The organism is Shewanella mytili (assembly GCF_046765975.1).
GTDB classification, from domain to species: Bacteria; Pseudomonadota; Gammaproteobacteria; order Enterobacterales; family Shewanellaceae; genus Shewanella; species Shewanella mytili.
In genome coordinates this window covers 278,307-302,233 of record NZ_JBKOUD010000001.1, presented here as the reverse complement: position 1 = coordinate 302,233, position 23,927 = coordinate 278,307, and the positions used below count along the sequence as shown (strand labels likewise).

Annotated in this window: 26 protein-coding genes; 2 read left to right on the top strand and 24 right to left on the bottom strand. The window is 52.9% G+C overall.

Translation table 11 applies throughout. From position 1 onward, the window contains the following. Nucleotides 1-466: 466 nt before the first annotated feature. The 3 genes from rfaH to ACIDEJ_RS01335 form a co-directional block, all read right to left on the bottom strand. Nucleotides 467-967, bottom strand: a complete 501-nt coding sequence (gene rfaH / locus ACIDEJ_RS01345) for a transcription/translation regulatory transformer protein RfaH (protein ID WP_411986293.1) — start codon at nucleotides 965-967, stop codon at nucleotides 467-469. Nucleotides 968-1,236: 269 nt separating this feature from the next. Then, nucleotides 1,237-2,346: a response regulator gene (locus ACIDEJ_RS01340; protein WP_411986292.1), complete on the bottom strand. Its 1,110-nt coding sequence runs from the start codon at nucleotides 2,344-2,346 to the stop codon at nucleotides 1,237-1,239. Between the two features lie 87 nt (nucleotides 2,347-2,433). Continuing rightward, on the bottom strand, nucleotides 2,434-3,222 hold the full coding sequence (locus ACIDEJ_RS01335) for an MlaA family lipoprotein (protein WP_411986291.1): 789 nt from the start codon (nucleotides 3,220-3,222) through the stop codon (nucleotides 2,434-2,436). Nucleotides 3,223-3,628: 406 nt separating this feature from the next. On the opposite strand from ACIDEJ_RS01335, the gene ACIDEJ_RS01330 reads away from it, so the two are divergent. Then, nucleotides 3,629-5,278, top strand: a complete 1,650-nt coding sequence (locus ACIDEJ_RS01330; RefSeq protein WP_411986290.1) for a hypothetical protein — start codon at nucleotides 3,629-3,631, stop codon at nucleotides 5,276-5,278. A gap of 15 nt (nucleotides 5,279-5,293) precedes the next feature. Beyond that, nucleotides 5,294-5,611: an EscU/YscU/HrcU family type III secretion system export apparatus switch protein gene (locus tag ACIDEJ_RS01325; RefSeq protein WP_411986289.1), complete on the top strand. Its 318-nt coding sequence runs from the start codon at nucleotides 5,294-5,296 to the stop codon at nucleotides 5,609-5,611. A gap of 42 nt (nucleotides 5,612-5,653) precedes the next feature. On the opposite strand, the gene ACIDEJ_RS01320 is transcribed toward ACIDEJ_RS01325, so the two are convergent. From ACIDEJ_RS01320 to fliL, 21 genes are read right to left on the bottom strand one after another with little or no spacing between them, the layout of a single operon-like run. Further along, nucleotides 5,654-6,055 (bottom strand): DUF2802 domain-containing protein, encoded by a 402-nt coding sequence (locus ACIDEJ_RS01320; RefSeq protein ID WP_411986562.1) that lies wholly within the window; start codon nucleotides 6,053-6,055, stop codon nucleotides 5,654-5,656. A gap of 55 nt (nucleotides 6,056-6,110) precedes the next feature. Further along, nucleotides 6,111-6,605 carry a chemotaxis protein CheW gene (locus ACIDEJ_RS01315; protein WP_411986288.1) on the bottom strand — a complete coding sequence of 165 codons (495 nt, stop codon included), beginning with the start codon at nucleotides 6,603-6,605 and terminating at the stop codon, nucleotides 6,111-6,113. A gap of 7 nt (nucleotides 6,606-6,612) precedes the next feature. Beyond that, complete coding sequence (locus ACIDEJ_RS01310) at nucleotides 6,613-7,491, bottom strand: chemotaxis protein CheW (protein ID WP_411986287.1); 879 nt, start codon at nucleotides 7,489-7,491, stop codon at nucleotides 6,613-6,615. Next, the gene (locus tag ACIDEJ_RS01305; RefSeq protein ID WP_411986286.1) at nucleotides 7,475-8,266 is read right to left on the bottom strand and encodes a ParA family protein; all 792 of its coding nucleotides are present in this window, start codon (nucleotides 8,264-8,266) and stop codon (nucleotides 7,475-7,477) included. Before ACIDEJ_RS01305 ends, ACIDEJ_RS01310 begins: the two co-directional genes overlap by 17 nt. A 40-nt stretch (nucleotides 8,267-8,306) precedes the next feature. Further along, entirely contained in the window at nucleotides 8,307-8,795 is a 489-nt protein-coding gene (locus tag ACIDEJ_RS01300) for a hypothetical protein (protein WP_411986285.1), read from the bottom strand. Then, a complete protein-coding gene (locus ACIDEJ_RS01295) occupies nucleotides 8,788-9,924 on the bottom strand; it encodes a protein-glutamate methylesterase/protein-glutamine glutaminase (protein ID WP_411986284.1) in 1,137 nt (378 codons plus the stop codon). The genes ACIDEJ_RS01300 and ACIDEJ_RS01295 overlap by 8 nt, the downstream gene beginning before the upstream one ends. A 19-nt stretch (nucleotides 9,925-9,943) precedes the next feature. Further along, entirely contained in the window at nucleotides 9,944-12,232 is a 2,289-nt protein-coding gene (locus ACIDEJ_RS01290) for a chemotaxis protein CheA (protein WP_411986283.1), read from the bottom strand. A gap of 15 nt (nucleotides 12,233-12,247) precedes the next feature. Beyond that, complete coding sequence (locus tag ACIDEJ_RS01285) at nucleotides 12,248-12,985, bottom strand: protein phosphatase CheZ (protein ID WP_411986282.1); 738 nt, start codon at nucleotides 12,983-12,985, stop codon at nucleotides 12,248-12,250. Nucleotides 12,986-12,997: 12 nt separating this feature from the next. Next, nucleotides 12,998-13,381, bottom strand: a complete 384-nt coding sequence (cheY, locus tag ACIDEJ_RS01280; RefSeq protein WP_411986281.1) for a chemotaxis response regulator CheY — start codon at nucleotides 13,379-13,381, stop codon at nucleotides 12,998-13,000. 46 nt (nucleotides 13,382-13,427) lie between these two features. Beyond that, entirely contained in the window at nucleotides 13,428-14,147 is a 720-nt protein-coding gene (locus ACIDEJ_RS01275) for an RNA polymerase sigma factor FliA (protein WP_411986280.1), read from the bottom strand. Next, nucleotides 14,140-15,021, bottom strand: coding sequence for a MinD/ParA family protein (locus ACIDEJ_RS01270; RefSeq protein ID WP_411986561.1), 882 nt, complete (start codon nucleotides 15,019-15,021; stop codon nucleotides 14,140-14,142). The genes ACIDEJ_RS01275 and ACIDEJ_RS01270 overlap by 8 nt, the downstream gene beginning before the upstream one ends. Nucleotides 15,022-15,028: 7 nt before the next feature. Beyond that, nucleotides 15,029-16,414, bottom strand: coding sequence for a flagellar biosynthesis protein FlhF (gene flhF / locus ACIDEJ_RS01265; protein ID WP_411986279.1), 1,386 nt, complete (start codon nucleotides 16,412-16,414; stop codon nucleotides 15,029-15,031). Between the two features lie 12 nt (nucleotides 16,415-16,426). Next, nucleotides 16,427-18,526: a flagellar biosynthesis protein FlhA gene (gene flhA / locus ACIDEJ_RS01260; protein WP_411986278.1), complete on the bottom strand. Its 2,100-nt coding sequence runs from the start codon at nucleotides 18,524-18,526 to the stop codon at nucleotides 16,427-16,429. A gap of 59 nt (nucleotides 18,527-18,585) precedes the next feature. Then, the gene (gene flhB / locus ACIDEJ_RS01255; protein ID WP_411986277.1) at nucleotides 18,586-19,722 is read right to left on the bottom strand and encodes a flagellar biosynthesis protein FlhB; all 1,137 of its coding nucleotides are present in this window, start codon (nucleotides 19,720-19,722) and stop codon (nucleotides 18,586-18,588) included. Next, on the bottom strand, nucleotides 19,722-20,519 hold the full coding sequence (gene fliR, locus ACIDEJ_RS01250) for a flagellar biosynthetic protein FliR (protein WP_411986276.1): 798 nt from the start codon (nucleotides 20,517-20,519) through the stop codon (nucleotides 19,722-19,724). The genes flhB and fliR overlap by 1 nt, the downstream gene beginning before the upstream one ends. Nucleotides 20,520-20,522: 3 nt before the next feature. After that, on the bottom strand, nucleotides 20,523-20,792 hold the full coding sequence (gene fliQ / locus ACIDEJ_RS01245) for a flagellar biosynthesis protein FliQ (RefSeq protein WP_411986275.1): 270 nt from the start codon (nucleotides 20,790-20,792) through the stop codon (nucleotides 20,523-20,525). 13 nt (nucleotides 20,793-20,805) lie between these two features. After that, nucleotides 20,806-21,549, bottom strand: a complete 744-nt coding sequence (gene fliP, locus ACIDEJ_RS01240; protein ID WP_411986274.1) for a flagellar type III secretion system pore protein FliP — start codon at nucleotides 21,547-21,549, stop codon at nucleotides 20,806-20,808. Beyond that, on the bottom strand, nucleotides 21,546-21,914 hold the full coding sequence (gene fliO, locus ACIDEJ_RS01235; protein ID WP_411986273.1) for a flagellar biosynthetic protein FliO: 369 nt from the start codon (nucleotides 21,912-21,914) through the stop codon (nucleotides 21,546-21,548). The genes fliP and fliO overlap by 4 nt, the downstream gene beginning before the upstream one ends. Before the next feature lie 7 nt (nucleotides 21,915-21,921). Continuing rightward, the gene (fliN, locus tag ACIDEJ_RS01230) at nucleotides 21,922-22,302 is read right to left on the bottom strand and encodes a flagellar motor switch protein FliN (protein ID WP_411986272.1); all 381 of its coding nucleotides are present in this window, start codon (nucleotides 22,300-22,302) and stop codon (nucleotides 21,922-21,924) included. Between the two features lie 12 nt (nucleotides 22,303-22,314). Then, nucleotides 22,315-23,343: a flagellar motor switch protein FliM gene (gene fliM / locus ACIDEJ_RS01225; protein WP_411986271.1), complete on the bottom strand. Its 1,029-nt coding sequence runs from the start codon at nucleotides 23,341-23,343 to the stop codon at nucleotides 22,315-22,317. A 29-nt stretch (nucleotides 23,344-23,372) separates the two neighbouring features. Next, nucleotides 23,373-23,888, bottom strand: a complete 516-nt coding sequence (fliL, locus tag ACIDEJ_RS01220; protein ID WP_411986270.1) for a flagellar basal body-associated protein FliL — start codon at nucleotides 23,886-23,888, stop codon at nucleotides 23,373-23,375. Nucleotides 23,889-23,927 lie beyond the last annotated feature (39 nt).

The window sequence follows — 23,927 nt, the reverse complement described above, 5'->3', positions numbered from 1 at the left end:
TGATTAATATATGTACGACAAAAAAATGACACTAGTCATTTTGATGGCTGACTGGAGTGGTTGATTGTATATATTGCCCACTATCGCCCGGTATGAGCTTGAAATGCCCAAAACATTAATTTTATGAAATCACTGGTAAAATCTTGTTTCAGGCACGCTACCGCCCATGGATTATGGCTTCCAGATTGCCCATGGAACGCTAAATTTTTCTAAACAACTGATTCTAAATAAAATAAACTCAACCAGTTAGATGAGTTTTACGTCACCCATACCAGCTTTACCTAAGCCAGTCCAAAATATCCCACAAACCGGCTTACTTTTGCAATCCCATAACAAAAACAGCAGTTTTTGCCGAATGTGAAACAATCACATTGCAATTTACAACAGGCACTGGAATTTTTTATGACAAAATGAAGAAATGGCGTTGTTCCTTAACCACTTGTCACTAATGCTATCCTCGAAACAACTACGCATGCGTATCAGCAACCACCGCATGATTATCGACCACAACTGACTGCATTTTACCCAGAAAGTTGAATAAAATTCTGCAACGAGTATCCCCGCATGGCTCTTGAAAAATGCCTTCCAGTTCAGCAAAGGGGCCGTCACAAAAACGGACCTTATCGCCGGTGCCCAGTACTTTAGCTTTCACTAGCGGCTCACCCATTTCTCGGCGTTTAAGGCGGGAAATTAGCAGATCATCAATGGGGGTCATGTCCTCAGAACAGTTCACCAACCGGGCAACGCCACGAGTAGAGTGGATCTGGCGGACGCTGGTCTCAGAAGGATCAAACCGGATAAACAGATAATTGGGAAACAACGGAGATTTCTTGATAACGCTCTGGCCCTTTTCCTTTTTTTCTGACCGAAGCATAGGCAGGTATGTTTCTAACTGCTGCATAGAGAGATGCTGCTGTGCGCGCAGTTCACTACGGGGCTTGCAGTAGAGTAAATACCAGGCTTTCATACTGAGTCTCAACTTCCTCATGAAGTGACATCCTGTCACGGCCGGCAATCATAGCAAAACCACATCAAAAATTAAATGCCGTTTCCCCATACATGAGGGAGATAATGATGAACAGTTGCAGAAAATTTAAACGTGCATGTTCATAAAAGGCAGAGTGTGTAACGGATGGGTAATCTTCATCCACAAGCATATGCAGGGGTAACGCTTTTGTGAGTGGTCTTGTTGGATGCTCACGTTATGTGTTATACAAAAAACTTTATTAGAAACAACTAGTTTATCTGCATTTGAACAAATCCGCCTTCTGGGGTGTGAGGCGCATACAGTAACCCCTGAAAATCATTGGCCCTGAGCATGACTTGATGCTCTGCAATGCTGGTACTTAAACACAGAATATTATTACCATTTAGAGGCTGCACCTGCATGCTGGGTTGTGCCCAGGCATATAGCCCCAAACGCATGCTTTCTGGTAACGGCAGGGCCACTAACTGCTGCCCGTGGCGCAAATAACAACTAAGCCCCCTTCCTGCCTGGGCGATTTGTAACATACGCGTCGATAGATTAACCGCCCCGTAAATAATGTCACAATGCAAGTCCAATCCCGCACTCACCAAACGCTCGTTGAGGTATTTCAGCATTACATCAGGATTGGTTACCGTATCATCAAGCTGGTTATTGCAGTCCTTGACCTTTTGATTGACGAAACTTTTCAATAAAACGCCCGCAAATGCCGCCCGATTGTCTTCCGGATGAAAATGCGCCAGATACATGATGAAATGCTCGGCACCTATCATGGCGGAGTCAATAAAAAACGGGCTTACCCGGTTATGGGTCAATAAGGTGTAATCTACATGTATTTTGGGGTAATCAATGGCAGAACCGGGGAACAGCTGTTGTTGCACGCATTTGGCCGCTTCGGTGTTTTGCTCCAAAAGCGCCAGGTTTTCATTTAGCTCCAGATAAGACAATTCATCAATGTGGCTATCCACATTGCTAGGTGATGCCCCTGTTGCAATAAGGCATTGGTTGATGGCGTATTCAACCGCATATAGATCATCCAGCGGTTTGACCAGATAATCACTGGCACCAAGACGCAAGGCTTCTGTTACCAGTGCCATACGTTGATTACCGGACAATATGATGGAGGGAATGGAAGAACCGGTCTGATAGATATTGCGCAACATGGTCAAACCATCCATGTTGGGCATAAACACATCTGCCAGGATGATATCAAAACGCTTTTTTACGAATTGCGCTAGGCCCTCCCGACCGTCATCGGCTTCGGTGACCAAAGCACCGCGAGAGCGCAAAAATCCGGCAAGCAACTGACGAAATACCGGATCATCTTCCACCAATAAGATATTCAACACATCAAGCGCCATATAAACTTCCCAACAAGTACAACTACGCTGGTACCAACATCAGAAAGCTATTGGCCGTTTATCCGCCTGCACACTATCGGTTAAAGGCTACTCCAGCTCCTGCATGTATTCATCAAGTAACTCATCATCATCCTTTTTTGATGGAACTTTTCCGTCGTACACTTTGTAATCCACATACTGGATATAGGCATCCTTGACAAAGCTGTACGGGTCCAGGGAATTATCAACCAATCGTTCTTGTTCAATGGCTGCCGCGCGGGCATTGAGGCTTTTAACCCCCCATTTGAGTACGCGCTGCCAGATGGTCAACTCCGCCAAGGGGAAGTATAGATCATCCACCCAGTCTGTTGTTATCTCACGGGTCACATAAGGGCCGGCAAAAGGTGCCATGAAATAGGGGCCATTGGGCATGCCGTAATATCCCAGCACTTCGTTAAAATCATCCAGTTTTCGCGGCATGCCCATCATGTCTGCCACATCAATGAAACCCAAAATGCCCACGGTGGAGTTAACCACAAACCGCCCGCTGGCATTCAGTGCCCAAGACCATTTGCCCTGCAACACGTTGTTGACCACGCTGTGGGGCTCATCGAGGTTCTGCACAAAATTATCAACGCCGGTTTTCATGGGCTCCGGCACATAATCCCGATAGCCGTGGGCCACGGGGCGGGCAACGTACTTATCAAGATACTGGTAATTGAAATCCCACATCACCCGGTTGAACCCTTCCCAGGGATCTCGGGGGTCCTGATAGCTGATGCTGACAGGCAGGGCATTATCCGCCTCAGAATCTTCAGGGCTGGGCGCACTCGCCTTCGCCGTTACGGCAAAGGAACACATCAGTGCAAAAATCAATAAATGCCACGAATACTTCATGTCAGTCTCTTTTGCTGTCATATCATCAGATATATTGTCGGAATTGACTAAAGAATAACGCTGTTCAGGTCGATATAGTGGTGATCAAAGCGTGCAGTAACCGTCAAAAACCCATCCGTTGACCCAGTTTCTGACTGTAAGGATACTGCGCAAAAAAAATAGATCAAATCGATATTTTGTAACAATCGTGCAGATATGCCCCTGGATACCATCAAGTGCAACAATGAACCCAATAAATGGCACAATACAGAACAGCATCCTTTCTTCGGTTCCCCCCATGCCGGGAACAGCCACAGTATTGCCGGTAACACTGGATGCCAACGGGGAACAATTACAGTTAAATATTCAGGATAAATCTTTTTTAATACAAAGTATTAAACCATCAACAACATTACAATCCCTACCGGTGCAAACAACGGCTGCCGCCCTTGAACTGCAGCACTCATTACCAGCGGTGTTGCAAGGCAAGGCCGTCAGCCACTTGTTGTTATTGGCCAATGCCGTGCAGTTTCGCTTACCGGATGCATTGACTCAGCTGGCTTCACAAAACGGCATTTCACTGCAACAGTTGCAGCAACTGGCCAGTCGCCCCCAGGGATATCCGTTGCCGCCGCTTACTGTCAACAAGCGCACACTGTCATTTAGCGAAGGGGTCAGCCTTTCCCTTCCGCCTGATGTAAAACTGCCCCAAGGTCAGTATTTGGCAAGGGTCATCACCCAAGGGCAAACCCTGTTACTGCAGTTGCAACCGGTGATTAGCCGACAAGAAGTCACGCTATCCCCTCACCCCTCACTAAGCCAACCCCCTGAGTCAGCGCCCCTGAAGGCTGCCAGTGCCACTGCGCCCAGGTTAATCACCAAGGCAGACACCGGCAACATTATCAGCCAGTGGCTAAAAACACTGGAGCAGCTTCCCCTGACAACAGGCAAAACGGCCGCAACCGCCGGCACGTTTGCGCCGGGATTACCACAAGCACAACCACAAGGTGCCACGCCATCTACTGCCAAAAACATAGCAGCAACAGCCCCCCGGCCCGCGCTTGATGCAGCCAAGCCTTTAGCTCAGGGGATAAACCGCTACAGGGCAAGTGCTACGCCTCACACCACGGATGCCAGCACGACAACAAAAAACGCAACGCCTGGCAGCACATCCCAACAAATGCCCGGCACCTTGCATAACGCCGCCAAGGAAACAGTCCCGCCCGCCGCCCAGCAACTGCTGAATACATCCGGGTTGAATTACCTGCAAAAAGCCTTTAATAAACTGGGCGCAGTGCCCCGGGGAGAATTACGCCACATGGCATTGCAGCAAAATGTGGCATCGGCGCTGCTAAAACAACTGCCGCACTTACAGGCCAAGCCATTAAGCCACTTGGCCCTGCCTGATATTTTGCAAGCGGAGTTAAGCGCTTTTTTGCGATTCCAGCCCACCGCCCCGTCAAGTACGGGACACAACACCCAAACCGATGGTATCAGCACCCTGTTGCAACTGTTGATTGGGGTAAAAGCCATTGCCCATAAATTGCCCCTCAGCACCAAATTGCGCCAATACTTGCAGACCTTGCAAAACCGCAGTGGCATTGGGCCGCAACTCTTGCAAACATTACAGGAACAAGATGCCCTGGAGCATGTCAGCCGCATGAGCCAAGGCATTCGGCTTTATCAGCAAGCGGGGGCTGACAGCATTGGTCAGTGTTGGTATGCCACGCTGCCCTATTATCTTGATCAGCGTCAAGAGCAACTGGAAGCCAAGTTTGAATATCTGCCAGAGAGTGACAATGCCGCAGATAAACGCCGCTTGTGGCAGTTGCAATTGAAATTCAATCTCAGTGACGGCAGTTTACTGGCAAAGGCCCGGTTACAGCCTCAAGGAATAACCCTGCACTTTATTGGCAGCCAGCAGCAACTGGTAGACAAATTGAAAGGACAGCTGGCGCCACTGTCCAAGAAATTAACCCAACTTGGCCTGCCGCCCCGTGAAATCAGCGCTCATGTGGCACCGGTACCGGCCACATTGTTGCCGGGCGATCATTATTTGGTACAGATGCAAGCATGATAAGAAGGTATGCCCATGACCGATAACGCTACGCCAAAAAAATCCACGCAAGCGGTAGCCTTGCATTACGACGGCAAGAGCGCTCCGCAAGTCACCGCCAAGGGAAAAGATTTGCTGGCAGAGGAAATCATTGCCCTTGCAACAGCGGCCGGCGTGCCGGTGCATCAGGATGAACACTTAAGCAATTTTTTACAGCTGCTTGAGGTAGGGGAGGAAATTCCCAAAGAATTGTACTTGCTGATAGCGGAGTTGATTGCATTTGTGTACATGCTGGATGGAAAGTTTCCCGAACAATGGGACAACATGCATAAAAAAATTGCCGCCCAGGCATAAAAAAAAGAGGCGCTGCCTCTTTTTTATCGGTACGTCGGCATGTTAACGCTTGCTATGCAGCCGAATTAACAGCTCGGCTTCCGCTTTTGGCAACTCGCATTCCTGGATTAACTCATCAACTCCCGCGCCCAAATGCACCATTTTAATGGCGCGGCTATACAGCTTGGCCTGGGGCTCTTGTTGCACGGATTCATCCAGTTTTTGGGCCTGCTCTGCCAGTTTGTGCTCCAATGCCAGCACCCGGCGCCCAACGCCAATAGTACCGCTGCGCAACTCCTGCAACTCCCGTTTCAACCCTTCACGTTGCCGGTCGCCCTCTTTAACCAGCACCGTCAGCGCCTCCACTTTATTGCGCAGACGGTTGCCCTGTTTTTGCAAAAAAAGCACCAACCCCAGACAGGCGACAATATAAACCAACGCTGCGATTAAAAAAGCATCGCCCATCATGTGTGTTTACTCCCTTGTGCCATCACGTCTATATGCCATTCCCATGGGATGATTACATCTGGGACAGCTCAGCCCACTCTTCATCTGACAGCAGTTTGTCCAAATCCACCAAAATCAGCAGTTCATCCCCCCGGTTACTCACGCCCTGGATAAATTTGGCGCTTTCTTCCGTGCCCACATTAGGTGCGTTGTCAATTTCGGAGCGGCGCAAATACACTACTTCAGCCACGCTATCCACCAAAATGCCAATGACCTGTTTTTCCGCTTCGATAATCACGATGCGCGTGGCATCATCCACCTCGGCGGCGGGCAATCCGAAACGACAACGGGTATCAATCACGGTGACCACATTGCCACGCAAGTTAATGATCCCCAGCACATAATGGGGAGCCCCCGGCACAGGTGCAATTTCGGTGTAACGCAGCACTTCCTGTACCTGCATCACGTTAATGCCATAGGTTTCATGGTCCAGCTTGAACGTCACCCATTGCAGCACCGCATCGTCTTTGTCTGTAGACACCGCAGTTACATTTCTTGATTCTGTCATATTTACCTCAGTCTATCGGATCCTGACATCCCAACCCGGCATTGAGCATTTCAATCAGAGCCCGGACATGCAAAATGCCACACATCTGTTCTTTTACCACGCCTGCCAGCCAAGGGCGCTTGCCTGCAGCCCCGCGCCAGCTAACCTGGGATTTATTCACTTTTACGGTATTGACCAATGCCTCACAGGCCAAGCCCCAGTTACTGTTTTCCAATACTACAACATATTGATAGTTTAGCGGTTGCGCCAAATTATCATGATATTTTTCCGGCATCACCCAACGGGCGGTATCCACCACGTTCAACTGGGTGCCCCGATAATTCTGTACCCCTTTATACCACTGTGGCCGGCCAATAATATGATTGATATGGGCAATTTGCACAATGCCCCCCAAACTCAGCAGGGGTACCGCCAGCGTTAGCCCGGCCACCTTGAAAAAAAGCACCTGAAATTCGTCATCCAGCAGCTCCGCCAAAGGCGGACGCGCCGCAGGCGGGGCGTCTGCCTGCATGCCCTCAGCACTTAATGCTGGCGCATCTTCTGGTACCTTGTATGGGCAGTTTTCTGCCTGCGCGATTATAGCCTCAGAAGAGGAAATAATGGCAGGTGCTGGCGCTAGTTCCACCTTGGGCGCCGTTTCTGCGGCAATCGTGTTGCTACCGGCCATTACCGGCGCCAACAGTTGTTGCAGTGCGGCTTTATCCAGCACTGTCCGGGAGGGCTCGGCAACTCGCGCGGGGGTGTCTTGTACGTTTTCAGGGGCTTTTTCTTTCTCAGGAGTCCTTGCTTTCTGGGCCATAGCCAACGCTTCAGATGATGCGGCCACAGGCTCACTCAGCAGCGTACTGAAATAGTCAAAAACAGTTTCATCAACTGATTTTGGCATGGGAAAACTCGCTCTTCATCAGGAAATCCAGCAATCGTTTGTAAGCCTGAATGCCCCGGGATTTCCGGGCATAATAACTGATAGGCAGGTGAGCCAGGCTGGCATCACGGAATTTGGTGTCAATGGGGATCACATCCGGCCACAGGTGCTGGCCATAACTGTCGCTTAAAAACTGCAATGCGGCCGCAGAGGCCTTGGTGCGCCGATCATACATGGTGGGCACAATGGAGTAACTGTATCGGGTGTGCTTGGCCCGCCCCATCAGCTCCATGGTTTTAATCATTCGCTCCAGCCCCTTGATGGCAAGAAACTCGGTTTGTACCGGCACAATAACATGTTGGCTGGCTGCCAGGGCATTGACCATCAGCACCCCCAGTACCGGCGGGCAGTCCACCAAGGCCACATCGTAATCATCATCCAGCAATTGCAGCAGATTACGCAACACCAGCCCCATGCCCTCGTGGTGCCCAAGGGCCCGGTCCAGCGTTGCCAGCGCCATGGTGGCCGGCAGCAGATGCAATCCGTCAACGGCGGTCGGCACTATGTGTTTTTGCACCAGTGGCTTGGTGAGATGATCATGGGCCACAAATACGTTATACAGTGATGCAGGCACCTCTTCGGAATCGATGCCCAGATAGTAGCCAAGCGAGGCATGAGGGTCGGTATCAATCACCAACACCCGCTGGCCATGCTGGGTCAGCACGCCGGCGAGACTGGCCACGGTGGTAGTTTTACCCACGCCACCTTTTTGATTTGCAATGGTCCAGACTCTCACTAGCCACCCCTTTTTGGCGGGCACACGGCCCTGTCAGTCATCACTCCTCATTGACATCCCGAGTGGTTACCCGGATGCCACCATGCGGTAAACGTATTACTTTAACGCCATCTTGCAACTGTTCCACCATTACCGGTGCATTTGGTGACTCAGGCACGGATAATGATTTCCCATCCGCCGCTACCGGGCGGTTTGCCTGCTGAGGCGGCGTTTTTCCCTCATGACGCTGTTGTTCATCCAGCACTTGCTGCAGTGATTTTTCTCCGGTTTGCGCCGGTTTTACCACATCCAGCAAGGCAGCGGTCTGTTCCGGATGGGCCACCATCCAGTCGGCAATGGTCGCGGCTTGTTCATCCGGCACCATTAATACCACTTGAGCATCCTGCAACTGCAACACCTGTTGCTGCAGCGCCTGGTTTTTCTGATAAAACTGCCAGCTCAGGGCCGACAGCACCACCAACAACAGCAGCAGCAAAAAAAGCCCCAGCTGGTATGCCGTGGTGTGCCCCGCCCCTTTATGCTCAGCCACTTTGGGTTTCCCGTAATATGGCATCAGCCATGCTGTCCAAGGGAATGGAGTGACTGGAGATCCCGGCAACGGTAACGGCTTGGGGCATGCCATAGACCACACATGAAGCTTCATCCTGTGCCCAGATGGTGGCACCGGCATTTTTCAATAGCCGAGCACCCTCCCGGCCATCAGCGCCCATGCCAGTCAGAATCGTTGCCAGAACATCGCCGCCAAACGCTTTGGCGGCCGAGGCAAAGGTTATGTCCACTGAGGGCTTGTAATTCATCTCGGCACTGCCTGCCACAATCTTGATGCGGCCACCGGTGCCCATGCGCTCCACCATCATCTGCATGCCCCCCGGCGCCAAATAAGCGCAGCCCGGGCGCATCACGTCTGCGGATGCGGCTTCTTTCACCTGTATCTGGCACAAGCTGTTAAGCCGCGCCGCAAACGCCGGAGTAAAGGCAGCCGGCATGTGCTGGATTAACACTATCGGCAACGGATAGTTGGCCGGGAAACGGGTAAGAATGCGTTGCAGCGCCACCGGCCCACCGGTAGAGGTGCCGATAAGCAGCAGTTTGTAGGACTTGCCACTGGCACGAGCAGGCACGCCACTACGGCTTACCGGGCGCTCCGCAACAACGCTCTCCCTGGTCTCCGCCATTTCCCGCTTGGGATGCAACTCCCCACGGGGGCTTAACGGGCGCCCATGCGCCGGTGCAGCGGCGCGGGGCAAGGGCCGAAACACCCGCCGCCGTCCCAGTGCTTTGACCCGTTGCTGCAACAAGGCAATGGCGGTGTCTTTATTGGTGGCAATATCTTCAAAGCGCTTGGGTAAAAAGTCCAACGCGCCTGCATCCAGTGCATCCAGCGTGGCTTTGGCGCCTTCATGGGTCAGGGATGAAAACATCAAAATGGGCGTAGGCGTGCTTTGCATGATTTTACGCACCGCCGTAATGCCATCCATCACCGGCATTTCAATATCCATGGTGATGACATTGGGTTTGAGTTCAGCAGCCATGCGCACGGCTTCCAGCCCATTGGCAGCCTGACCAATCACTTCCAGTTCCGGATCCTGATTTACAATTTCACTTACGCGCCGACGAAAGAATCCAGAGTCGTCGACCACTAACACTTTAATACCCATTCAAATCCTTAATCGAGATTCAGCGTCTTGCGCGGGAGCCGTAATATTTAAGAAGTCCCGGTACATCAAGAATTAACGCTATGCCCCCGTCAGAAGTAATTGTGGCTCCGGCCATGCCGGGCGTTCCATGCAATAAAGCCCCCAAAGGCTTAATCACCACCTCTTCCTGTCCTATCAGTGCATCCACCACAAAGCCAATCTGCTTTAATCCCAGCTGCACAATCACAACATGCCCCAAACGTTGCTCCCGCAGTTGGATATCACGGGGATGCCGGCTAAGCCATTGTTCCAGATAGAATAACGGAATGGCTTTTTCTCTGACAATCACGGTTAACTGGCCATCGACCACATTGGTTTTGCCAAGATCCAGATGAAAGATTTCATTAACGCTGGATAAGGGCAAGGCAAATACCTGCTTGGCCACTTCCACCATCAGCGTTGGCATAATGGCCAGCGTTAACGGTACCTTGATTTCCAGCCGGGTGCCCTTGCCTTGCTCAGAATCAATATGCACCGAGCCGTTGAGCTGGGTGATGCGGGTTTTCACCACATCCATGCCCACACCACGGCCGGAAATATCAGAAATTTCGGTTTTGGTGGAAAACCCCGGGGCAAAAATCAGATTGTAGGCATCCTGATCCGACATTCTGGCCGCCGCATCTTCATCCAGCACCCCCCGCTTGATGGCAATGCCTTTGAGTTTTTCCGGATCCATCCCGGCGCCATCATCCTCAATATTCAGCAGGATGTGGTCACCTTCCTGACTGGCTGCCAGGGTAATCACCCCGGTTCTGGGTTTACCCACGGACTCCCGCACATCCGGCATTTCAATACCGTGGTCCACCGAGTTGCGCACCAGGTGCACCAAGGGGTCGGCCAACGCTTCCACCAGGTTTTTGTCCAGATCGGTCTCTTCACCAATCATGCGCAATTCAATGTCTTTATTCAGGCTGCGCGCCAGATCCCGCACCACCCGGGGGAAACGACCGAACACTTTCTTGATGGGCTGCATACGGGTTTTCATCACCGCGCCTTGCAAATCCGATGTGACCAAATCCAGATTTGCCAGAGCCTTGCTCATCTCTTCATCTTCCCGGGAAATGCCCAGGCTCACCAAGCGATTACGCACCAGTACCAGTTCACCAACCATGTTCATGATCTGATCAAGCCGCGCGGTATCCACCCGCACAGTGGTTTCGCCCTGGGGCGTGCCGCCATGAGCGCCATGGGCGGCCACTTTAGCCCCACTTTTGGTTGGCGCCACATGCCCGGCTGCCGCCGTATTTTGCGCAGGTGTGTTATGCACTGGCGTCGGTGCGGCTTTTGCCGTTTTATCTACCGGTTTTGCGGCGCTGCCATGGCTGACCGCTGCAGCAGGTGCCGACGTTTTGCCGGTTTCAGTGCCTGGGGCTTTGCCTTTGCCATGCAGCTCATCCAGCAGGGATTCAAATTCATCATCGCTGATTTCATCACTATCCACCGCATGTTCTCGGCTTTCGGCAGGTACCGCTTTGGCATCCGGATGAGCAGAAAATTTCCCCTTGCCATGGAGCTCATCCAGCAAGGCTTCAAATTCATCGTCAGTGATATCTTCGCCGGAGGCCGTTACCACGGGCTTGGCGGCGGTGTCAGCAGCTGCCGTGGATGACGGGCCTTTGCCCTTGCCATGCAAGGCATCCAGCAGGGCTTCGAATTCCGCTTCATCGATATCGTCAATACTGCCATCTGTAGCATTTGGCGTAGCGGTATCCGTACCAGTACCTGCTGGCGCGTCATCAGCGGGCGCGTTGGACACAGACTCCAGCATTTCATCAAACAGGGCATCCGCGTTGTCATCCGCCTCGCTTGGGGCTTGCTCGTTGCCTTGCGTGCTGACATCAGCTGATGTGGCCTCAACGCCGCCTTCTGACGGTAACGGCGCACCGGAGCTGAGCAATTTGAGTTTTGCCAGCAGCTGCGCATCTGCCGGTTGCTGTTCTTCCCCGGCTTGTGTTTGCTCAAACATCACATTGATGGCATCCAGCGCCTGCAGAATAATGTCCATCAGTTCGGCGCTGACACGCCGTTTGCCGGTACGCAGCAAATCGAAGGTGTTTTCCGCTTCATGACACACATCCACCATGGGTGCCAGCCCAAGGAATCCCGCACCGCCTTTGACGGTGTGGAATCCGCGGAAAATGGCATTCAGCAGATCCGTATCTTCCGGATTGTTTTCCAACTGAACCAGCTGTTCCTGCAGCAGCTCCAGGATCTCTCCGGCTTCGATTAAAAAATCCTGCAGGATCTCTTCATCAACATCAAAGGCCATCAATATGACTCCTTATCAGAACCCCAGACTTGAGAGTAAATCGTCTACTTCATCCTGTCCGGTCACCACATCCTGTCGGACTCCGGCATTATGAATGGGGCCTTCAGCATCTATGTTATTTTCTTGGTTACTGATAAGACCGTCATTGGGCTGGGCGCCGAACATGGTCAACAGTGACACGAGATTACTTTCCACTTCTTTGACTAAATCAATCACCCGGCGGATCATCTGCCCGGTCAGATCCTGAAAATCCTGCGCCAGCAGGATTTGGTTGAGCAATTCGTGCAAGCGCCGGGAGTCCGCGCCGGTTTGCCCCATAAAATGCTGCACATCGTGGCAGAGGGTCTTGAATTCGTTCAACGGCAGATTCCGGCGCATCAACCTGTCCCAGGTGGGCTTGATATTGGCCAGACTGGTGGTCAATGCATCCGACAGCGGCAAACACTCCTCTACCGCGTCCATGGTTTTGTTGGCGGCCTGTTCGGTAATGTCAATCACAAAGCTCAGGCGCTCTTTTGCATCCGGAATATCGTTGTTTGCCAGCTCTACCAAGCGGTTGTCCAGCTGAAAATCATTTAACGCATTGTGTAATTGCCGGGTGAGCTTGCCCACTTCGGCAAAGAGTTCCTGCTGAATGGGTTGGCACAGCTCACGCAGCAGATCATCGGCTTGCTGCTGCTGGCCTGCAGACAATAACGCCACTAACTCCTGCGCCTGCTCCAGCGTGATGAGCCCGGTGTTTTCTGTCATCATAACTCCCCGGCATCAACCCAGACGTTCAAAGATTTTGTCCAGTTTTTCCTTCAGGGTGGCAGCGGTAAACGGCTTGACTACATAACCGTTCACCCCAGCTTGGGCGGCAGCAATAATCTGTTCCCGTTTGGCTTCGGCCGTCACCATCAACACCGGAATATTCTTAAGGTTCTCATCGGCACGGATGGCCTTTAACAGGTCGATGCCCTGCATGCCCGGCATGTTCCAGTCGGTGATCACAAAGTCAAAATCACCTTTTTGCAACATGGGCAATGCAGTGGACCCATCGTCGGCTTCCTGGGTATTGTTAAATCCCAAGTCCCGTAACAGGTTCTTGATTATTCTTCTCATTGTTGAGAAATCATCAACAATGAGAATCTTCATGTTTTTATCCAAAGTTTCCTCCGAAGAGATACATTTTTAAGGTCACTCAAAAAACTGTTCAGTTCTGTGTCCAATGCCTGAGTTTTGCTTTGAGCCTGAGCATGGCCTGACTGTGGATCTGGCTCACCCGTGACTCACTCACATCGAGTATGGCGCCAATCTCTTTCAAGTTGAGCGCTTCGTCATAATAAAGTGACAGCACCAGCGCATCCCTTTCGGGCAAGTGCTTGATGGCATCTGCCAATGCTTCGCGAAACTGATCGTTAAGCAAATTGTCATAAGTATTGTTGGCGGCCATCTCATCGGCAAACAGTGCATCAGGGGCGCCGCCCAAATCTTCGATGCCGACTATTTTACCCATCGATACGTCACTCAAGATGTGATGGTATTCATCAAGTGACATCTCCAGATGTGTGGCGATTTCCGTATCCCGGGCATCTCGGCCCAAGGTTTGTTCCAATTCGTCAATGGCTTGGGCAATGCGCCGCTGATTGCGGTGTACCGAGCGCGGTAACCAGTCTCCCCGGCGGATTTCGTCAATCATGGCCCCGCGGATGCGGATGCCGGCAAAGGTTTCAAATTTGGCACCCTTGCTGCCGTCAAACTTGGCGGCGGCTTCCAGCAGTCCCATCATGCCGGCCTGTAGCAGATCATCCAGCTGCACCGATGCCGGTAAACGCGCCAGAAGATGGTGCGCAATTCGTTTTACCAGCGGCGCATACTGATTAACGATCAAGCTTTTATCGTCAAACCCGGTATACGCAGCGATTTTATTCACTGGCGTTATCCTCTGAGTATTCTGGCTTTTGCACCAGTCGCTCAACAAAAAATTCCAGATGGCCGCCGGGCTGTTGTGGAATGGGCCAGCTAATCACTTTGTTGGCAAGGCCGTGGTAGGCAATACTGGCAGGGGATTTGGGAAAGGCTTCAATGATAAGTTTCTGTTTACGTACGGATTTACGAAGATTTTCGTCGTAAGGAATGGTGGCCACCAACTCCAGTGCCACATCAAGGAACCGGTCGGTGACTTTACTCAATTTGGCAAACAGCTCCATGCCTTCACGCAGGCTGCGCACCATGTTGGCCACGATTTTGAAACGAAATACGCCATGCTCGCGGCTAAGGATTTTAATCAGGGCATAGGCATCGGTAATGGAGGTGGGTTCATCGCACACCACCACCAAGACATCCTGGGATGCACGGGAAAAGCTCAGCACCATGTCGGAAATGCCTGCAGCGGTGTCCACTATCAACACGTCAAACTGGGTTTTCATTTCGCTGAAGGCTCGGATAAGACCGGCATGCTGGGCCGGGCTCAGCTCCACCATGGCCTGGGTGCCTGATGTGGCCGGAATAATCCCCACGCCTTTGGGGCCGCGCACGATAATATCGTCCAAATCCGCTTCACCCGACAGGACATGGGACAGGTTGCGCTCGGCGCGCAATCCCAGCATCACGTCAATATTGGCCAATCCCAGGTCGGCATCCAGCACCATCACCCGTTTGCCTTTTTCTGCGAGCGCCACGGCGGTGTTGATGGCCACGCTGGTTTTACCTACGCCGCCTTTGCCACCGGTAACGGCAATTACTTTCACTTTTTCGTTTTGTTGTTGATTTATCATTCGTAAACCACTCGCTTGATCCCGGGTCATCGCTTTACTACTCAAATGCATAGGTCATGTCAGCTGATCTGACTTCTGGGTTAAATTCTGTCGTGCCGGTGCGATTCAAAACCGCCAGTGCCTGCTGCGCCAGGCCCAAAGTATCGGCCACCTGCATATCTTCCGGCACCCGTTGGCCATCCGTAGTGTAACTCAATGATAAACCACTTTGGATTAACACACTTAACGCCGCGCCCAAAGATACGGATTCATCCAGTTTGGTTAATATAGCGCCTGCCAACGGAATGCGCTTGAACTGGCTGATGGCATCTTCAAGCACCCGCCGCTGCCCGGTGGCTGACAACACCAGGAAACTGCGTATGGGCAAACGACTATTGGCAGTAAGGCTGTCAAGTTGTTGACACAGGCGCAAATCCCGTTGCCCCATGCCGGCGGTATCAATCAACACCAATTTACGGTTGCGGAACTGGTACACAATCTGTTCCAACTCATTGAGATCCTGCGCCTGTTTCACTGGGCATCCCATTATCTTGCCATAAGTTGCCAATTGCTCAAAGGCTCCGATTCGATAATGATCGGTGGTGATCAATACCACGGAATCCGGACCGTGATGGGCAATGAATCTGGCTGCAATTTTCGCCAATGTGGTGGTTTTTCCCACACCGGTTGGCCCCACCAATGCCACCACGCCTCCTTGGCGCACAATATCATCACCCTGATTGCTGAGCAGGTTAGCCAAAGATTGTGGCAAGGCTTTGACCAAATCCGCTGGCGTGTAATGTTGCGACAATTCGGCCAACTGCGCTGCGACCTGTGGTGCAAATTCCGCTTCCAGCAGTTTACTTTCAAGCATGGCGCCTACCGGATCCTGCCGGTTTTTCTGCTCGCTCAGCAACGTGTTCATCTGGTGGGTCAGCAAATTGCGCAGAGAGGCCAGCTCCTGTCGCATGGCCTCCAGCTCCTGGGATTGCCTGGCCTGATTGTTTTTACCCTGGTTAAAGGCGGCGGGCGCTTCTGCGGTTTTGCTTTTGGCCGGAGTTTGTGAATCCAGCCCCCGGGCCCAGGCCGGCAGTTCATTGTCTTGTGCCGTTTTGGCACTGCCAGCAGCTTGTTTGGATAATTGCTGGGTCAGGCGGGTATGCTGGCGCTCCAGCAATGCCTGCAGGGAGTCGGCGGCGGGTTCCGGTTTGCTTTTGCTCTGGCTGCGCACATGGCCAAGCGATACCTTGTCTTCGCTCAAATCACTGAATACCGGCGCCGGTGCCACATTGGGCTGGGGCTCATCGTAATCCACCGCAGCCACAATCTCGATGCCACCGGTGACTTTTTTGTTAGACATGATCACCGCATCGGCGCCGAGGGTTTCTTTCACCTGCGCCAGGGCGGCGCGCATATCTTTGGCAAAAAAACGTTTGATTTTCACTTTTGCTTACTCCTACTGGCCCACAGCGGATACGATACGGATCTGTTTTTCATCCGGCACTTCCTGATAAGAGATGACCCGCAGATTCGGGATCGTATGTTTCACGAAGCGTGACAGGGTAGCGCGCAGCATGCCGGATGTCAGCAGAATTGCCGGTTGCCCGACCATTTCCTGATTCTGCGCCGCACTGGCCAGCGATTTTTGCATGCGCTCGGCCAGCCCCGGTTCAATATTCGGGCCATCGCCCCCTGTTGCCTGCATGGACTGATGCAACATCTGTTCCAGCTCTGGCGCCAAAGTAATGACAGGAATTTCCGCCTCGGGCCCGGCGATTTCCTGTACGATCATGCGCTTCAGGGCGATACGCACCGCAGCAGTGAGCACTTCGGCATCGTTACTCTTGGGCCCGTATTCCAGCAGAGTTTGCACAATGGTGCGCAGATCCCGTACCGATACCCCCTCGTTCAGCAGGTTTTGCATCACTTTCACCACGGTGCCCAATGGCAAGACGTCCGGTACAAAACCGTCCACCAGTTTAGGCGCCCGTTTGCCCAGCATGTCCAGCAGTTGCTGCACCTCCTCATAGCCCAGCAGTTTGGCGGCGTTGTTGGTCAGCAGCTGGCTCAAGTGGGTGGCAATCACGGTGGAGGTATCCACCACGGTGTAACCAAGGGTTTGTGCGTGTTCCCGTAACTCAGGGGCAATCCACACCGCATCCAGCCCAAAAGCCGGGTCTTTGGTTTCCACTCCGTCAAGCTTGCCAAATACCTGCCCGGGATTAATGGCCAGTTCACAGTCGTGCCGCACATCGGCCTCGCCGCAAGCCACCCCCATCAGTGAGATGCGGTATGCGGTGGGAGACAAGTCCAGGTTGTCGCGAATATGCACTGCCGGCACCAAAAAACCCAGCTCCTGGGAGAGCTTTTTGCGCACGCCTTTAATCCGGCTTAGCAGCTCGCCGCCCTGCCCTTTATCCACCAGCGGGATCAGGCGGTAGCCCACTTCTAGCCCGATGGTGTCAATGGGGCGCACATCATCCCAGCTCAGCTCTTTGGGTTCTTTGAGCTGAGCTTGTGTGGGGCCGTTTTTGGCCTGTTCCAGTGCCTGCTGTTTGTTTTGTTCGTTACGTTTGAAAATGAAAAAAGCACCGGTGGCCGCCAGCAAGGCAAAACTGAGAAACGCCAGATGCGGCATGCCCGGCACTATTCCCATCACAAACAGTACCGCGGCGGCAATGATGAGTGACTTGGGGTTGTCAAACATCTGCTGCACCACCTGCTGCCCCATATCACCGGATTCATTCTGGCGGGTGACCATCAAGGCTGCGGCAATAGAGAGCAACAATCCGGGAATTTGCGCCACCAAACCGTCACCAATGGTCAGCAAGGTGTAGATTTCCACCGCTTGGGAGAAGCTCAAGCCGTGCTGCACCATCCCGATAATGAAACCACCGACAATATTGATGCAAAGAATGAGGATGCCGGCAATGGCATCGCCTTTGACGAATTTGGACGCACCGTCCATGGAGCCATAGAAATCCGCTTCGCTGGTCACTTCAGACCGGCGCAGCCTGGCTTGTTCCTGATTGATGATGCCGGCGTTAAGGTCGGCATCAATCGCCATCTGTTTGCCGGGCATGGCATCCAGCGTAAAGCGGGCACTCACTTCTGAAATGCGTCCGGCACCTTTGGTTACCACCGCAAAGTTGATGATGATAAGGATGAGGAACACCACCAAACCAACGGCATAGTTACCGCCAATCACCACCGAGCCGAACGCTTCAATCACCTTACCGGCAGCATCGGCGCCGTTATGGCCTTCGAGCAACACTACCCGGGTAGACGCTACGTTAAGTGCCAGCCGCAGCAGGGTTGCCACCAGCAACACGGTGGGAAACGCGGCAAAATCCAGCGGCCGGCGGGTATAAACCGCCACCAGCAGCACCACCAACGCCAGCGCAATATTGAAAGAAAACAGAATATCCAGCAAAAATGCCGGCATGGGCAAGACAATCATGGCCAAAACCGCCAACACCAGCAGCGGTGTACCAATGCCCTTGAGAGAAGCCGGTTTGATTTGACGCAACTGCCCGAAGGTTGCTCTTACATCCATTTTTCAGCCTGAGTTTTGACACTTTGGCAGAAGGTCAGCAAAAATCAGGCCAATCAACCTCAGTATTGTTTGAACTCATCGGGGATGGGTTGATTAAGCGGCAATGGCGTGGGTTTGCGACCACGCCCTTTCTGGTACTGGCGCAGCTGGAACACGTAAGCCAACACCTGGGCCACGGCGGTAAACAGCCCGTCGGGGATCTGCTGCTCCAGTTTGGTGGTGTGGTAGATGGCGCGGGCCAGCAAGGGGGCGGCAACAATCGGCACTTGGTATTCCCGGGCGATTTCGCGGATTTTGAAGGCCACCTCATCCGTTCCCTTGGCCACCAGATAAGGCGCGGGGGATTTGTCCGCATCGTATTTCAGCGCCACCGCAAAATGCTCCGGGTTGACCACAATCACATCGGCCTTGGGCACCTCTGACATCATCCGCCGCTGGGCCATTTCCCGCTGCAACTGGCGCATGCGGCCCTTGACTTCGGGCTTGCCTTCCGTGTCCTTGTATTCGTCCTTCACCTCTTGCTTGGTCATGCGCAGTTGCTTGTTGTGATTCCAGATCTGATAAGGCACATCAATCACCACTATCAATAAAGTGGAAGCGCATAACAAAATAAACAGCCAGATAAGCAACTTGAGCCCATGGCCGATATTCCCGGGCAAGTGATCCCGGGACAGGTTGAGAATGTCAGGAAAATAAAAGGTCAGCAGAAAATACGCCGCCAACGCCACCACGGAAAATTTGGCAATGCCCTTGGTGAGTTCCACCACCGCCTGAATGCCAAACATCCGTTTCAGGCCATTCAAGGGGTTCATCTTGTTGCCTTTGGGCATGATGGCCTCGGAAGAAAAGGTCACGCCACCAAGGACGATATTGCCCACAAATGCCACAGCGGCCAGAAACACAATAAACCCCAGCACCGGCCAGGCCAGCTCAGCCCCCACCAGCTGCCATACGGTGAGCATGCTGTTGGTGTCAAAAATCTGTGCCCGGTCCATGGCATAAACTTTTTTCATCAGCTCCATCAGGCTGTTGGCCAAACTCGGCCCAATAATTAAAAACCCCATGGCGGCGGCCAGTAACACCGCCGAAGTGCCCAATTCCCGGGAGCGGGCAACCTGCCCTTTTTTACGCGCCTGTTCCAGGCGCCTCGACGTCGCCTGTTCGGTCTTTTCCTGGCCGTCCTGATTTTCTGCCATCAGGGCCTCCCGTTAATCTTGCATTGCAACTCGGCCATGTTGCACAGCAATATCTGCGCCTGTTGCCACACTTCATCAAAATGGGCCATTACCGGCCCCAATGTCAGCCACAACACCAAAAGGCCACCAATCATGGTGACCGGAAAACCGATGGAAAAGATATTGAGCTGGGGAGATGCCCGGGTCATGACCCCAAAGGCCAGATTCACCGTGAGCAAGGCCACAATGGCCGAAATGGACATGGTCAGCGCCGCGCCGAACATATAACTGCCCCAAGCGGCCAGGCTGCGGTAATTGGCAATGTTAATTCCCCGGGTGGACACCGGAATGCTGTCAAAGCTGGCCACCAGCATGCGGATAAGCACCAGATGCCCGTCAACGCTGAGAAAGACCAGTGTGGTCAATACCAGAAAGAAATTGCCCACCACCGGCGTTTGCTGGCCGGAGGACGGATCCACCATGGAGGCAAAGCCCAAACTGGTTTGCATGCCGATAATCTGTCCGGTCAGCACAAAGGTCTGCATCAGCAGCAAGGTGACAAAGCCCATGGCCGAGCCAATCAACAACTGTTGCAAGGTGATGAGCACTGAGGTCAGTGACAGCAGTTCCACCTGGGGCATGGGGGGCAACACCGGTGCCACGGCCACGGTAATGGCCACCGCCATCATCAGGCGTACCCGTGTGGGCGTGGTGCTGGCACCGAAAATGGCCATGACCATCAACATGCTGGAAATGCGAAACAGCGGCCACAGGTAGGATGCCAGCACCTGTTGAATGGAATCGAACAGGATTTCCATGGACTAGCCCACCACTTGCGGGATCCGCTGCACCATTTCCATGAAGAAATCCATCAGTGTCTGCACCAGCCAGTGCCCCAAAAACATCAGGGCAAACAGGGTGGTCAGCAAGCGGGGCAGAAAACTCAGGGTTTGCTCGTTAATGGAGGTGGCCGCCTGAAATACCGACACCACCAGCCCCACTATCAAGCTGGGCACGATAATGGCGGACACGATGATCACGATAACGGATAACGCCTCGCGCAATACATCGACAAACGCTTCTGGTGCCATGTGCTGCCTCCTGCTATCCGAAACTGTTGGCCAGTGTGCCCATCACCAGCGTCCAGCCATCCACCAGCACAAACAGCATGATTTTAAACGGCAGCGACACAATCATGGGCGACAGCATCATCATCCCCATGGCCATCAAAATGCTGGCCACCACCAAATCCAGTACCAAGAAGGGGATAAACAGCATAAAACCAATCTGGAACGCGGTTTTCAGCTCGCTGGTGATGAAAGCCGGGATCACCACCGTCATGGGTGTCTCTTCCGGGGTCTGAATATTCTTGTAGCCGGCAATTTCAATGAAAGAGTTCAAATCCGTATTGCGGGTCTGAGCCAGCATGAATTTTTTCAGCGGCCCTTCACCGGCGCTTAATGCCTGTTGCAGCGTCAGGGTTTCGTTCATGTACGGCTGCACCGCATCCTCATGGATTTTGTCAAATACCGGCGCCATCACGAAAAAGGTCATGAACAGACTGATGCCGATAAGCACCTGATTGGACGGGGTTTGCTGCAAGCCAATGGCCTGACGCAAAATGGCCAGCACCACAATGATGCGGGTAAACGAGGTGAGCATAATCACCATGGCAGGCAGGAAGCTGAGGGCGGTCATCAGCAACAAAATCTGCATGGTCACCGAATATTCGGTACTGCCGTTGGCGCCCGTGGTAACGGTAACGGCGGGGAACAAGCCATCCTGTGCCTGCGCCAGTGAGGGCAAGCACATCAGCGCCAGTGTCATGATGATCCCGAACCACTTCATTGCTGCTCCTGCTTTGCCGTTTTAAGCCTGCTGGCGAAGGTGTTACTGGGCACGGCAACCGGCTGGGACAACTTATCCAGCAAGGTGATTTGCCCGGCGGTTACGCCCAGCAAATACTGCTGCCCATCGAGCTCGGCCAGCACCAGGCGCTCTTTGGGCCCCAGCGGGGTTTGCGCCAGGGTTTTAATGACCGATTGATTGCCGCTGACAAGATTGAGCCGCTTCAGCAGATAGGCCAAGGCAAAAATCACCAGCAATACCAGCGCCAGGCCGCCAAACATGCTGGCCAGGCTGGAAAAGTCCATGGCACTTTTGCCGGTCACGACCTGCGTGGTATCTGCAACGGTGGTAAGTGTCTGGCTCATATCCGGCTCACTTGAGTTTCTTGATGCGTTCGGTCTGGCTGATCACATCGGTCAGGCGGATGCCGAATTTGTCGTTAACCACCACCACTTCACCGTGAGCAATCAAGGTGCCGTTTACCATGACATCCAGCGGTTCACCGGCTACCCGGTCCAGTTCCACCACCGACCCCTGGTTCAATTGCAGCAGGTTGCGGATACTGATAAAACTGCGCCCCACTTCCATGGAAATGGTCACCGGAATGTCCAGAATGGTATCCAGCTTGGCATCCTCGGCACTGCCGCCGGCTTTGGCGGTGCTTTTCAGCTCATCCAGCGCCACGGCTTTGGCCTCTTCTCCGGCTTGCTCTGCCATGGCAGCAGCCCAGTCGTCCATCTCGTCATTACTCATGCGTATTGCACCTTATATTTCAGAGAGATCTTTTGATTTGTTTTTATGCGTAACCAGTTGCAGCTCGGTTTTCACCGTTTCCGGCCGCGGAATTTTCGTTGCAATCTGCAACGCCAGGTTATCCTGCACTTTACCCAATTTGCAGCGGTAGGTCGGCAAATCTTCAATGCGCATTACCAGATATTCCGGCAATTCCACCGGGATCACGTCGCCGGCCTTGAATTCGCTCACTTCCCTCAAACTCAGCTCTTTTTCCACCACGGTGGCATCAAAGCCCACTTTGACATCCATGATTTCATCTTTCAGTGCCTGGGACCAGCGCATGTCGGTGTCCTGCTTGTCGCTTTGCACACCGGCGTCCAAGAGTTCTCGAATGGGCTCAATCATGGCATAGGGCATGGTGATATGAAAATCACCGCCACCGCCGTCCACCTCAATGTGAAATGAGTTCACCACCACCACTTCGGTGGGGCTGACAATATTGGCCATGGCCGGGTTGACTTCCGAATCAAGAAAATCAAACTCCACATCCATGACAGGCGCCCAAGCATCTTTGTAATCCTCAAAGATGATTTTCATCAGTAACTGGATGATGCGCCGCTCGGTCGGGGTGAATTCCCGCCCCTCAATCTTGGCATGGAAACGGCCGTCGCCACCAAAGAAGTTGTCCACCAGAATGAATACCAAGCGGGCCTCCATGGTGATGAGCGCCGTCCCCTTGAGCGGATTGAAACGCACCATGTTCAGGCTGGTAGGCACAAACAGGGTATGTACGTACTCACCAAATTTCAGCATTTGCACGCCGTTGATGGACACTTCGGCGGTACGCCGCATCATGTTGAACATGCTGATCCGCAAATGCCGGGCAAAGCGTTCGTTAACAATCTCCAGCGTGGGCATGCGCCCGCGGACGATACGATCCTGTGAAGAAAAGTCGTAGCTCTTGGCCTCAAGGCTGGACTCTTCCACCTCTTCTTCGTCAATGTCATCCACGCCGTGGAGCAGCGCGTCAATTTCGTCCTGGCTTAATAAATCGCTCACAATACCGCCTCTATCTGGTCAAATCCGGGCTATTGCATCACAAAACCGGTAAACAGCACTTTTTCCACCACTTTACGGCCGGTGATGGGTTGCAGGGTATTTTGCACATTCAGCAGCGCCAACTGACGCAGTTCATCCTTACCCGCCTGAGTGCCGAGTTTGTCCACACTGGCACTGCTGAAGGTGGTGAGCAGTGCATCTTCCACCAGTGGAATATGTTTTTTCAGCAATACGCCGTCATCACTGCCACGCACCATCAGTTGCACTTTGATTTCCACCAGCCGGGTCACGTTATTGCCCGGCAGGTTGAACAAAAACGGCCGGGGCATGGCCACATAAAAGGCCTCTTTTGACGTGTCCGCCTGAGTGGCAGGCGTGCTGGCAGGATTTTCCGCCGGGGCGGTTTCACTCCCGCTTAACAGCCACCACAACACCACGGCAATGATCAGTAACACGCCGACACCGATACCGCCCCATATCAGCCATTTTTTGCGGTTGCGACCTGGTTGCGTTTCTTGCAACTGCAGTTCATCTTCTTCAGCCATTGATAATCCCTGTTACCCCATCCAATACCATTTTCTGCC